14 protein-coding genes are annotated in these 11877 nt (G+C 72.6%); 8 read left to right on the top strand and 6 right to left on the bottom strand.

Annotation, left to right across the window (positions count from 1 at the left end):
* Positions 1–85: 85 nt before the first annotated feature.
* Positions 86–367 carry a DUF6158 family protein gene (locus ACWCXH_RS31275; protein WP_449804857.1) on the bottom strand — a complete coding sequence of 94 codons (282 nt, stop codon included), beginning with the start codon at positions 365–367 and terminating at the stop codon, positions 86–88.
* 151 nt (positions 368–518) lie between these two features.
* Here ACWCXH_RS31275 and ACWCXH_RS31280 point away from each other — a divergent pair, with 151 nt between their 5' ends.
* The 3 genes from ACWCXH_RS31280 (at position 519) to ACWCXH_RS31290 (ending at position 2537) form a co-directional block, all read left to right on the top strand.
* Positions 519–1121: an ArsR/SmtB family transcription factor gene (locus ACWCXH_RS31280; RefSeq protein WP_449804858.1), complete on the top strand. Its 603-nt coding sequence runs from the start codon at positions 519–521 to the stop codon at positions 1119–1121.
* A 147-nt stretch (positions 1122–1268) separates the two neighbouring features.
* Positions 1269–1499: a hypothetical protein gene (locus ACWCXH_RS31285; RefSeq protein WP_449804859.1), complete on the top strand. Its 231-nt coding sequence runs from the start codon at positions 1269–1271 to the stop codon at positions 1497–1499.
* A 39-nt stretch (positions 1500–1538) separates the two neighbouring features.
* Complete coding sequence (locus tag ACWCXH_RS31290) at positions 1539–2537, top strand: adenosine deaminase (RefSeq protein WP_449804860.1); 999 nt, start codon at positions 1539–1541, stop codon at positions 2535–2537.
* A 41-nt stretch (positions 2538–2578) separates the two neighbouring features.
* Here ACWCXH_RS31290 and ACWCXH_RS31295 read toward each other — a convergent pair whose 3' ends face one another.
* The 4 genes from ACWCXH_RS31295 to ACWCXH_RS31310 all read right to left on the bottom strand — a co-directional run bounded on the left by ACWCXH_RS31295 (position 2579) and on the right by ACWCXH_RS31310 (position 5336).
* Positions 2579–3193 (bottom strand): vitamin K epoxide reductase family protein, encoded by a 615-nt coding sequence (locus tag ACWCXH_RS31295; RefSeq protein ID WP_449804861.1) that lies wholly within the window; start codon positions 3191–3193, stop codon positions 2579–2581.
* Positions 3190–3981, bottom strand: a complete 792-nt coding sequence (locus ACWCXH_RS31300; protein ID WP_449804862.1) for a DsbA family protein — start codon at positions 3979–3981, stop codon at positions 3190–3192. Before ACWCXH_RS31300 ends, ACWCXH_RS31295 begins: the two co-directional genes overlap by 4 nt.
* Positions 3982–4081: 100 nt before the next feature.
* Entirely contained in the window at positions 4082–4744 is a 663-nt protein-coding gene (locus ACWCXH_RS31305; protein WP_449804863.1) for a hypothetical protein, read from the bottom strand.
* Between the two features lie 148 nt (positions 4745–4892).
* The gene (locus ACWCXH_RS31310) at positions 4893–5336 is read right to left on the bottom strand and encodes an SRPBCC family protein (protein ID WP_449804864.1); all 444 of its coding nucleotides are present in this window, start codon (positions 5334–5336) and stop codon (positions 4893–4895) included.
* Positions 5337–5467: 131 nt separating this feature from the next.
* Between ACWCXH_RS31310 and ACWCXH_RS31315 the strand changes: the two genes are divergently transcribed.
* Positions 5468–6337 (top strand): Fpg/Nei family DNA glycosylase, encoded by an 870-nt coding sequence (locus ACWCXH_RS31315; protein WP_449804865.1) that lies wholly within the window; start codon positions 5468–5470, stop codon positions 6335–6337.
* Between the two features lie 37 nt (positions 6338–6374).
* Here ACWCXH_RS31315 and ACWCXH_RS31320 read toward each other — a convergent pair whose 3' ends face one another.
* Entirely contained in the window at positions 6375–7235 is an 861-nt protein-coding gene (locus ACWCXH_RS31320; protein WP_449804866.1) for an SAM-dependent methyltransferase, read from the bottom strand.
* A gap of 174 nt (positions 7236–7409) precedes the next feature.
* On the opposite strand from ACWCXH_RS31320, the gene ACWCXH_RS31325 reads away from it, so the two are divergent.
* From ACWCXH_RS31325 to ACWCXH_RS31340, 4 genes are all read left to right on the top strand, one after another.
* Positions 7410–8363 (top strand): polysaccharide deacetylase family protein, encoded by a 954-nt coding sequence (locus tag ACWCXH_RS31325; RefSeq protein ID WP_449804867.1) that lies wholly within the window; start codon positions 7410–7412, stop codon positions 8361–8363.
* Positions 8364–8526: 163 nt separating this feature from the next.
* Positions 8527–8853 carry a hypothetical protein gene (locus tag ACWCXH_RS31330; RefSeq protein WP_449804868.1) on the top strand — a complete coding sequence of 109 codons (327 nt, stop codon included), beginning with the start codon at positions 8527–8529 and terminating at the stop codon, positions 8851–8853.
* Positions 8854–8983: 130 nt separating this feature from the next.
* The gene (locus ACWCXH_RS31335; protein ID WP_449804869.1) at positions 8984–9856 is read left to right on the top strand and encodes a sulfurtransferase; all 873 of its coding nucleotides are present in this window, start codon (positions 8984–8986) and stop codon (positions 9854–9856) included.
* A 191-nt stretch (positions 9857–10047) separates the two neighbouring features.
* Positions 10048–11550: a M1 family metallopeptidase gene (locus ACWCXH_RS31340; RefSeq protein ID WP_449804901.1), complete on the top strand. Its 1503-nt coding sequence runs from the start codon at positions 10048–10050 to the stop codon at positions 11548–11550.
* Positions 11551–11877 lie beyond the last annotated feature (327 nt).

Here is an 11877-nt window from a genome sequence, read left to right on the forward strand (position 1 = left end):
CGGCCGTCCCCGGGCACGCCACCGCCGCCCGGCGTGTCCTGCCGCGCGGTGGGGGCGGACGGACGGGCGGCGCGGTGCGGGCGGGCTAGTCGGGCAGCGACTCCACCCGGGCCGCCGCCTCGCGCGCCCGGGCACCGGCCCGGGTGCGGGCGGCCGTCACGTGGCGGTTCGGGAATCGGTGCAGGTACTCGGCCTCCAGTTGGCCGGTGCGCAGGGTGTGGCGCTTGAGTGCCTCCTCGGAGCCGTACAGGAACGTCTCGTGGCGTGTGCGGTGCAGCTGTTCCAGCTCGTGCAGCAGGGTGTCGTTGCCCAGGGCGTGCGGGGAGATGCCCTCGGGCCTGAGCTGGGGGGCGGTGGCGTGCCGCATGTCCGTACCTCCTCGGCAGAACCCCCCGTTTACCCGGTGCCCGGCTATCCGTTCCAGTACACGCGTTCGGGCGGCGGGGGGCATCCCGGGATGCACGGGGAACCTCGGACAAGTCTTGTCGTACAAGAGTTCTTGTTCTTATCCCGCTCGCATGACCGACACGCCCGAGAACGCCCGCACGCCCGAGGACACCCGGCAGATCCTCGACGCCCGCGTCCTGGCCGCCATCACCCATCCACTGCGCCGCCGTCTGCTCGACGTGCTCAAGGTGGACGGCCCGGCCACCGTCGGGCGGCTCGCCGAGCGGACCGGGCAGGCGGTGGGCAACGTCAGCCACCACGTGAAGGTGCTGGCGGGCGGCGGGCTGATCGAGGAGGTGCCGGAGCTCGCCCGGGACCGGCGCGAGCGCTGGTGGCGGCTCACGGCGGCGGAACTGCGGTGGGCGCGGGCCGACTTCGAGGACGACCCGGTCCGCGAGGCCGTCGCGGACGCCGCCGGATCACTCCTCCTGGAACGCCAGGTCGCCATGGTGCGGCAGTGGTTCGCGCGGCGGCACACGTACGGGCCGCAGTGGCGGGACGGCTGCTCGGTAGCCACCGAGACGTGGCTGCGGCTCACTCCGGAGGAGGCCCGGGAGCTGGCCGAGGACCTGACCGCCGTCCTGCGGAAGTGGGCGGAGCGGTCGGTGCCCGAGGACGGGCGGGAGCGCGAGCCGGTCTTCGCGTTCGCCCACAGCGTCCCGGCGCAGCCGTGACGGGCGGGGTCGAGCTCGTCGCGGACCCGGCACCGGTCGAACTCCGTTCGCGCTGGGGCCGGACCGCTCGCGACCGGCCCGCTGACCGCTGCGGCGTGGCTGCCTTGGCTGCTGGTCGGCCTGCCCGCCCGGGTGTGGGTGGGACGGGTGTCCCGGCGGGCGGTGATGATCGGCCGCTACGTCGCGTCGGCGGTGCTGTTCGCGCGCGTGCCGGTGGCGGGGTGGTTCGGCGTGTGCGACGTCCTCGGGCTGCGCACCGCGATGCGGGTGATGACCGGCCTGCTGGCACTGTGCGGCGCGCTGCCGCTGGTGTCGCCGCTGCGCACCGTCAGGGAGCCGCCCACAGGGCATGCTGTGATCACCCAGAACGTCGGATGAATCCTTCGTCTCCACAGAACGCGCGCGGACGGATCGCTCATGCCCATCCCCAAGGCCGAACTCCACCTGCACATCGAAGGAACCCTTGAGCCCGAGCTCGCCTTCGCCCTCGCTGCCCGCAACGGCGTCGCGCTGCCGCACGCCGACACCGAGGAGCTCCGCAGGGCGTACTCCTTCAGCGACCTGCAGTCCTTCCTGGACCTGTACTACGCGCTGATGGCCGTCCTGTGCACCGAGGACGACTTCGCGGACCTCGCCGACGCCTACCTCGCCCGCGCCGCCGGGCAGGGCGTCCGGCACGCCGAGATCTTCTTCGACCCGCAGGCCCACACCGCCCGCGGCGTGCCGATCGGCGTCGTCGTGGACGGCCTCACCCGGGCGCTCGCCCGCAGCGAGGAGCGGTACGGCATCAGCACGCGGCTGATCATGTGCTTCCTGCGCGACGAGTCCGCCGAGTCCGCGCTGGAGACCTTCGAGGCCGCCCGCCCGTACTTCGACCGGATCACGGGCATCGGCCTCGACTCCGCCGAGGTCGGGAACCCGCCCGCCAGGTTCCGCGAGGTGTACCGGCGCGCGGCCGAGGCCGGGCTGCGCCGCGTCGCCCACGCGGGTGAGGAGGGGCCGGCCGGGTACGTCACCGAGGCGCTGGACGTCCTCGGCGTCGAGCGGATCGACCACGGCCTGCGCTGCCTGGAGGACGGCGAGCTGGTGGCCCGCCTGGTCCGCGAGCAGGTGCCGCTGACCGTGTGCCCGCTGTCCAACGTCCGCCTGCACTGCGTCGACACGCTCGCCGACCACCCGCTGCGGGAGATGCTGGACGCCGGGCTGCTGGTCACCGTCAACTCCGACGACCCGGCCTACTTCGGAGGCTACGTCGACGACAACTTCCGGGCCGTGCAGCAGGCTCTGGCGCTGGAACCGGAGACGCCGCGCCTGCTCGCGGCGAACTCCTTCCGCGCGTCCTTCGTCGACGAGGAACGGAAGGCGCAACTCCTCGCCGAGGTGGCCGCGTTCACCTTCCCGCCGGTCGAGGCCTGACCGGCCCGCCGCCCCTGGGGGCCGGGGGCGGCGGGCGGCACTCAGATCAGGGTGCTCCAGTAGTACCAGAAGCGGTTGAGCGCCAGCAGCGCGATCACCGCGTACCAGAGCGCCGGCACCACCCAGTGGTAGCGCGCGGCCTCCCGCACCACCGGCCGCAGCCCGCGCCCGCCGGCGATGACGCCCGAGCGCAGGTTGTGCAGCGTCGTGTACCAGAACAGCGGGACCATCGCCGCCCACACCACCATGCAGTACGGGCAGAGCGCGCCGATCCGGTAGAGCGCCTGGTACATCAGCCAGGTCACGAACCCGATCCCGAAGACCGTCCCGGCCTGGAGGCCGAGCCAGAACCAGCGCCGGTACGCCGCCCCTGCGAGCAGGCCCGCGCCGATCGCCGTCACGACGGCGAAACCCGCCAGGCCGAGCAGCGAGTTGGGGAAGCCGAAGGCCTCGGCCTGCTCGCTGCGCATGATCGAGCCGCAGCTGATGATCGGGTCGATGTTGCAACCGGGGACGTACGACGGGTCCTTCAGCAGCCGGAGCTTGTCCAGCGTGAGGACCGTCGAGGCGAACAGGCCGACCGCGCCGCCGATCAGCAGCAGCCAGGCGAACGGACGGCCCGCGCCGTACGTCCGCGCGGCGGGGGCCGCCGTCACCCGGTCACCTGCTTGACCATCGCGGTGAACTGCTCGGGGCCGACGGCCTTGCCGCCGGTGAGGACGTCCAGCTTCCTGCCGTCCAGCTTGACGGTCGGGGTGCCGGTGACGCCGCTCCTGTCGAACTCCTCGTTCACCTTCGCCGCCCACGGCGCGTAGGTGCCCTCCCGGACGGCCTTGACGAAGGCGTCGGTCTTCAGGCCCGGCACCTGGCCGGCCAGGTCGAGGATCCTGTTGGTGTCGCCGAAGCCGTCGGTGCGCTCGTCGGGCTGGTTGGCGTAGAGGACGTCGTGGAACTGCTTGAACTTGTCCACGCCCTCGTTGAGCGCGGCGCCGGCGGCGGCCAGCGCGGTGCGCGAGCCCCTGCCGCCGAGGTTGTTGTCCAGGAACGTCGCCAGGTGGTACTCGATCTTGTACGTGCCGGCGTCGGCGAGCTGCTGGACGGCCTTCCCGGTGGTGGTCTCCAGCTGCTCGCAGTACGGGCAGCGGAAGTCCTCGTAGACCTCCAGGGTGTGCGGCGCGTCGGCCCTGCCGTAGGTGATCACGGTTCCGTCGGTGCCGCCGGCGTTGGCGGGCACCACGAGCGGGCCGTCGGATGCGCTGTCGGAGGAGCCGGAGGAGCCGCTCACGGCGAAGGCCACGCCGGCCACGACGGCGAGCACGGCGGCGCCGGCGGCGCCGACCACGACGCGGCGGCGGATCCGGTCCGTACGCTCGGCCTGCTCGCGGGCGGCGTGCATGCGCTCGGTGGCGGAGGTCCCGGTGCTGGTCCTGCGGGTGTTGCTCATGGGGTGTCGTCCTGTGCTCTCGGGCGTGCGGAAGGGCGGGCGCGCGGGTCGTCGCGCGGCGGGAGAGGACCGGCCGGGGAATCGCCGTGGGCGGTGGTGCTCAGCCGGCCAGGGCGAACACCGGCGGACCGCGCCGGACGACGGGGCCGAGCACGACGTCCTCGGCCGGGACGCGGACCCGGCCGGCCCGCGGGAACGGCACCCGGACCACCGGACGGGCCGGGACGGGCGCGGTGAGCAGCGGCAGCAGGCGGGCGGCGGCCGGCAGGTGCCGGTGCAGGAACTCGCCCAGCATCCGGGCGGACCGCGCGAGGCCGGCCAGCGCGGCGTCCGCGCGGCGCAGCCAGAACGCCCCGGCCAACGCGATCGCCGTGTGCAGCAGCAGGAGCAGCGCGAGCCCGGTGTGCTGGGACACGCCGTGGCCGAGCAGGAAACCGCCCAGCGATCCGCCACCGCACAGCAGCGGCTCGAAACCGCGGGTGGCACCGGGCGGCACGGACGGACAGCTCGCCTGGGCGTAGCCGAACAGCGCGCTCACGCCCAGCTCCAGCGGCAGGAACACCGCGGCGATCGCCGGAAGGCCGCGCTCGCGGCCGGCGAGCGCGAAGGCCACCGCGAAGACGGCGGCGGAGGCGACGGCGAGCGTGCCGGCGGGCAGCGGGCGGCCGGTGACCAGCACCTGGCCGAGCCCGGCGAGCAGCACGACGAGCGCGGCGAAGACCGCCGCGCGGAGCGTCCTGGTGACCGGGCCGGAGTACCGCATGGCACTTGAGTCTGCCACAGGTCGACATACGAACGGTTCGGCCCGAGGCCCCCTGTGGGAAGCCTCACCATGGCCGCTGAACTGGGCTTATGTGGTCCTCACCGATCACCGGGGCGATCGGTGCGGCGCTCAGCGGGTGATCGGTTGCTCAGTGGGCGGTGGCCGCCCGGCCTTCGACCAGGTCCCGGAAGTGTTCGAGGTCGCCCCGCACGGCCCGCTCGATCGCCCCGGCCAGGGCGAAGCCGCGCGGCCCGCCGAAGACCTCGTGCACGGCCTCCGGGTCGTACTCCACCCGGATCTGCAGCCGGGTGTGCCCCGCGTCGAGCGGCAGCAGGGCGAAGGCCCCGTTCAGCTGCACCCCGTCGAGGGTCCGCCAGGCCATCACCCGGCCGCGGCCGCGGTCGGTGATCTCGGTCTCGACGTCCTGCTCGGCGCCGCCGATCGCCACCCCGAGGTGGGCGAGGTTCCGCCCGTGCGGGTAGGCGCTGCGCACGCCGTCGACGAACCGCGGGTAGTCGCGCACCCGGTGCAGCTGCTCCCAGGCGGAGAGGACGGGAGCGGCTATGTCGATCTGCTCCTCCAAGACGCTCATGCTGGACCGGACCTCCTCCGGTTGACCGCGGACAGTTTCCAGCCTGCGCTCCGGAGCGGCGCTCGGCAAAGAGTGCACGGGGGCGCACCCTCCGGGGCGCGCGGGGCGGGCCGGTGCGCAAGACTGGGCGCATGCCGGAGCTGCCCGAGGTCGAGGCGCTGTGCGCCTTCCTGTCCGAGCGGTTGACCGGGCGGGTCGTCGCCCGGGTGCAGCCGGTGGCGATCAGCGCGCTGAAGACGTACGACCCGCCGGTCTCCGCGTTGGAGGGGCGGACGGTCGGGTCGGTGGCGCGACACGGAAAGTTCCTGGACATCGAGGCCGGCGGGCTCCACCTGGTGATCCACCTGGCCCGGGCCGGCTGGCTGCGCTGGAAGGACCGCCTGTCCGCCGAGCCGCCGCACCCGGGCCCGAAGAACCCGCTCGCGCTGCGGCTGCGCCTGGAGGGCGGGGCGGGGGACGGCTTCGACCTCACCGAGGCGGGGACGAAGAAGGGGCTCGCCGTCCACGTCGTGCGGGACCCGGCCGAGGTGCCCGGGGTGGCCCGGCTCGGCCCGGACCCGCTGGACCCGGCTTTCACGCTGCCCGCCTTCGCGGCTCTGCTGCACGGCGAGCGCCGGCAGGTCAAGGGCGTGCTGCGGGACCAGAGCGTGCTGGCGGGCGTGGGCAACGCCTATTCGGACGAGGTCCTGCACGCGGCGAGGATGTCCCCGTTCAAGCTGGCGTCGAGCCTGACCGAGGACGAGACGGCGCGGCTGTACGAGGCGCTCGGCGGCACGCTGCGTGACGCGGTGGAGCGCTCGCGCGGGCTCGCGGCGGGGGAGCTGAAGGCCGAGAAGAAGGTGGGCATGCGGGTGCACGGCCGCACCGGGCAGCCGTGCCCGGTGTGCGGGGACACCGTGCGCGAGGTGTCGTTCGCGGACTCCTCGCTGCAGTACTGCCCGACCTGTCAGACCGGCGGGAAGCCGCTGGCGGACCGGCGGCTGTCCCGGCTGCTGAAGTGACCGGGGCCGGTTCGGCAGCCAGGACGGGGGGCGGGGTTCAGTGCTTGATCGCGACGCCGCCCCAGTAGTAGGCGGCCCACGGGTTGGCCGGCGGCTCGCCGTCCGGGCGCCAGGCGAGGACGGGGGAGACGCCCGGCGCGATGAGGTCCCAGCCGTCGAAGAACCGCACGACGTCGTCGTGGGTGCGCGGCACGAGGGTCATCCCGCCGGCCCGGGCGGCCTCGGTGACCTGGGCGACGGCCACCGGGTCGAAGTCCTGGGTGGGGGTGGTGAGCGCGAGGCAGCTGCCGGAGGGGAGGGCGTCGCGCAGCTCGGCGACCCGGCCCCACGGGTCGTCCTCGTCGGCGATCAGCATTAGGACGGCGATCATGAGCAGGCCGACCGGCTGGTCGAGGTCGAGGGTCGCGGTGAGCGCCGGGTCGGCGAGCAGCTCCTCGGGCTTGCGCAGGTCGGCGTGGATGTAGGTGGTGCGGCTGACCGGGCTGGAGACCATCAGGGCGCGGGCGTGGGCGAGCACGATCGGGTCGTTGTCGACGTAGACCACCCGGGTGCCGGAGCTGACCGCCTCGGCGATCTCGTGGGTGTTGGGCGAGGTGGGGATGCCCGTGCCGAGGTCGAGGAACTGGCGGATGCCGTGCTCGCGGGCGAGGTGGCGCACGGCCCGGCCCTGGAAGGCCCGGTTGGCCTTGGCCATCTCCTTGATGCTGGGCACGGCCTGCTCGATGGCCCGGGCCATGGCGCGGTCGGGCGGGAAGTTGGTCTTGCCGCCCAGCCAGTGGTCGTAGACGCGGGCCGAGTGGGGAGTGGTGGTGTCGACGCCGAAACGTTCCCACTGGCTCAGCTCGGCGGGTTCGTCCTCGTGCTGGTTCCGGTCCGGGAAGTCCTGACTTGTCGTCATGGCCACGTCCTCTGATGGCAGATCATCACACTGGAGGGGGTCAGCGTAGCGGTCCTGAGCGGAACCTGTGCGTCCGGTGGGAAGGGGCTCGTGGTCTTGGGCCGTCGGAGTGGTGATCCGGCCCGTCGGGGTGCCGACCGGGAGCCGGGGTGACCGGCGGGGGAAGCATCCACAATGCTGTCAGATCGTCTGATTAACACGCAGATCGCGTCGTCCACCTCGCCCAGGTCCGGGCCGCGTGCCCCGTCGCGCAGGCTGCTGCTGGTCGCGGCCGGCATGTCGGTGCTCGGGGCGGCCGGCTGCCGCAGTCCGTTCGACGGCGCGGAGGCCGCCCCGACGCCCACCCCGGACCCCGCCGAAGCGGGCGCCGTCGGGGCCGTGCCGGTCGGCGCCCCCTCGCAGTGGGCCTCGGCGAGCGGCTCGCCGGGCACCGCGCCGAGCGCCACCCGGTCGCCCACCCCGTCGCCCGCGCCGATTCCCGGTGCGACGGGCTCGCCGGGTGCGCAGCCCGCCCACAAGGCGCTCACGCAGGCGGAGAGCAAGCCGGTGTACGAGCTCGACCCCTCGCGGCGGGTGGTGGCGCTCACCATCGACGACGGTCCGGACCCGCGGTACACGCCGGCCGTCCTCGCGCTGCTCCAGCAGTACGGGATCCGGGCGACGTTCTTCCTGATCGGGGAGAACGCCGTCGAACACCCGGGGCTGGTGCGGGAGATCGCGGACCGCGGGCACCACATCGCCAACCACACCTGGACCCACCCGGACCTGCGGCACCTGTCCGAGGACAAGGTCCGGGACGAGCTGGAGCGCACCTCGGACCTGCTGTTCCGGACCACCGGACGGCAGCCGACCTGGTTCCGCGCGCCCGGTGGGGACTGGTCGGACGTCTCGCTCAGGGTGTCCGCGGAGCTGGGGCTGCGGAACATGGCCTGGTCGGTGGATCCGCGGGACTGGGCCAGGCCCGGGACGCCGGCGATCATCGACTGCATCCTCAAGGACACCCGGCCCGGCTCGATCGTGCTCAACCACGACGGGGGCGGGGACCGGTCGCAGACGGTGGCGGCGATCAAGGCGTACCTGCCGGCGCTGATCGACTCGGGGTACTACTTCACCACCCCGCCGAACTGAGCGCGGATGTCGGCGGCGGCCGGTGCGGTGGGTACCGGTTTTGCCCTTTAAACCACTCGAAAGGGTGGATTGGGAGAAGCGTTTCTGCGGATTTTGGGCCTCTAGGGTGATCTCGGATCAATTCACCAGGTACCGCCGGGTACCGCCTGAAAGGCCCTCACTCATGCGTCTCCGCAACGCCGCGCTCGCCGTCGTTAGCGCCGTCTCCCTGGTCCTCGCCGTTCCGGCCTCCGCCAACGCCGCGACCGGCGACTTCCTCTACAAGGTCGGCCACGGGGTCCCGGCCGGCATCGCCGACCCCGAGAGCCGCACGTGCATCAACCTCTTCGGGGCCACCGAGAAGGATCCGGCCTTCGCGCCCGAGAACCTCACCGCGTCGACCGCCACCGTCTTCCTCGACTTCGACTGCAACGGTGACGTCTTCTACGTCATGAACCCGGGCAAGAAGCTCGGCGACCGCCTCAAGCTGCGCTCGGTCGTCTTCTCCTGAGCGGATCCGAATGGTGGGGTGGCCGTGACCGGACGGTCGGCGTAGGTTCGAACTGTCCGGCCCGGTCGCCGGTGCCTCGCCGTGCCCGTGGTCGGGCGCCGCAGCCTGGGCAGAGCGAAGGAGGCCTGGGATGACCGGCAACGGCTACGCACACCCCGAGGCGCTGGTCCGCACCGACTGGCTGGCCCACCACCTGGACGACGGCACGATCCGCGTCGTCGAGGTGGACGAGGACGCCTCCGCCTACGAGCGGGACCACATTCCCGGCGCGGTCGGCTGGAACTGGGCCACCGGCCTGCACAGCAGTGTCGGCCGCGACTACATCGACCGGGCGGGTGTCCAGCACCTGCTGCGCGCGGCCGGGGTGGAGGACGACACCACCGTCGTGCTGTACGGCGGCAACAACAACTGGTTCGCCGCGTACGCGTACTGGCTGCTGCGGCTGCGCGGCTACGGGCCGGTGCGGCTGCTGGACGGCGGGCGGAAGAAGTGGGAGCTGGAGGGGCGCGAGCTCACCGAGGAGGTGATGGACTACCAGCACACCTCCTACCGGCTGACCGGGCCCGAGCGGCCGGAGCTGCGCGCGCTGCGGGACGAGGTGCTGGGCCGGGCCGAGGTGTTCGCGAAGCCCGGCACGGACGCGGTGCTGGTGGACGTCCGTTCGCCGGCCGAGTTCCGGGGCGAGCTGATCGCGCCGCCGAACCTGCCGCAGGAGCAGGCGCAGGTGCCCGGGCACATCCCCGGCGCGGTGAACATCCCCTGGTCGCAGGCGGCCAACGACGACGGGTCGTTCCGCTCGGCGGAGGAGCTGCGGGCGCTGTACGGGGGCCGGGGCGTGGAGCCGGAGCGCGAGGTGATCGCGTACTGCCGGATCGGCGAGCGGTCCGCGCACACGTGGTTCGCGCTGACCGAGCTGCTGGGGTACCCGCACGTCAAGAACTACGACGGCTCGTGGACGGAGTACGGATCGCTGGTGCGGGCGCCGGTGGCGCTGGGGGCGTGAGGCCGGCCGGGACGGGGTTGTTCCGGCCGGGTTCGGCCGGTTGCATTATTTCGGCTTGTTTCTTTGCATGAACATCTCACAATCAGGGAGTGGAGCCGGGGCTGCCGGGACAAGGATCGATCCGACCCTTCGTCCCAGTGACCCTGGAGGACCCGTTGCACAAGAGGCTGATCGTCTCTGCCGCGAGTGCCATGACCCTGTTCCTGGCCGTCCCCGCATCGGCCGCCGACTTCCAACCCGGTGCGGCGAGTGCCGGAGATCCGTACTACCCGACCTACGGCAACGGCGGCTACGACATCTCCCACTACGACATCCGGCTGAAGTACCAGCCCGCGACCGACGAGCTGGAGGGGACCACCACGATCCTCGCCACCGCGACCGAGGACCTCTCGCGGTTCGACCTCGACTTCGCGCTGAACGTCCAGGAGGTGCGGGTCAACGGGCGGCCGGCCACCTTCGCCACCAGCGGGGAGCAGAAGCTGGAGATCACACCGGCCCGGCCGCTCGCCAAGGGCAGCCGGACCACCGTGGTCGTGCGCTACAAGGGCGTGCCGTCCACCGTGAAGAAGTTCGGCTTCACCGCCTGGCAGCGCACCCCGGACGGCGCGGTGGCGGCCGACGAGCCCGAGGCGGCGTGGTGGTGGTTCCCGAGCAACGACCACCCGAGCGACAAGGCCACCTACGACATCTCCGTCCAGGTTCCCGACGGCAACGAGGTGATCAGCAACGGCATCCTCGTCGGCAAGAGCTCCCAGGCGGGGTGGACCCGCTTCAGCTGGCGCGAGAACAAGCCGCAGGCGACCTACCTGGCCACCCTCGCGGTCGGCAAGTTCGACGTCACCCAGGACACCACGGCGAGCGGGATCCCCGTCTACAACGCCTACAGCAAGGACCTCGGCGAGAACGCCGACGCCGCGCGCGCCAGCGTCGAGCGCACCGGCGAGATCGTCGACTGGCTCAGCGGCTACTTCGGCGACTACCCGTTCAGCTCGGTCGGCGGCTACGTGCCCAACGTCAAGGCCGGGTACGCGCTGGAGAACCAGACCCGGGTGTTCTACGGGCCCAAGCAGTTCGCCAAGGGCTCCAACGCCTCGGTGGTCGTGCACGAGCTGGCCCACCAGTGGTACGGGGACAGCGTCTCGGTCTCGCGCTGGAGCGACATCTGGCTCAACGAGGGCTTCGCGACGTACGCGCAGTTCCTGTGGTCCGAGCACGAGAACGAGGGCACCGCGCAGGAACTCGCCGACTACGTCTACGCCTCGCACCCGGCCGACGACAAGTTCTGGACCGTCAAGCCGGGCGACCCGGGCGCGAACAACCAGTTCGACGCCGCCGTCTACGACCGGGGCGCGGTGGCGATCCAGGCGCTGCGCAACACCGTCGGGGACGACGCCTTCTTCCGGATCCTCAAGGGCTGGCCCGCCGAGCGCCGCTACGGCAACGCCACCGTCAAGGACTTCCAGGCGTACGCGGAGAAGGTCTCCGGGCAGTCGCTCGGGGACCTCTTCACCACCTGGCTGTTCACGCCCTCGAAGCCGGCCGTCGGACCGGTGCCGCACGCCGACGCGGGCAAGGCGGCCTCGCTCGCGGCGCGCTCGGACGCGGCCGACGCCGCCCGGGCGCGCGCGGTCGTCGAGCCGAAGTCCTGGAAGAAGATCCAGGAGGCCAACTCCGCGCACGCCGGCGAGCGCTGACCCCGGCGCCGCGTCACACCCCCGCGCCGTCCGCCGCCAGCAGCCCCGTGAAGCGGCGGACGGCGAAGGGTATGAGCGCACGCACCGGGAGCAGCCGGCAGGGCGCGCTGCCGACCAGCACCTTGCTCCTCGAACTCCCGTCCCACGGGCGGGAAGTGGGTGTCGTTGTCGTTGCCCACGTCGGTCGTCTCGAATGCTCCGCTACGGCGCCCATGGGGGACGGCATGCCGGGGTGGAACAGCGGGACGGCGGCCCGCCGTTCGGCGATCCCGGAGGCGCGCGGCGGTCTCGAAGGTGGCATCGCCGGTGTCGATGCCCGCCTGGTGG

Source organism: Kitasatospora sp. NPDC001660 (assembly GCF_053596725.1).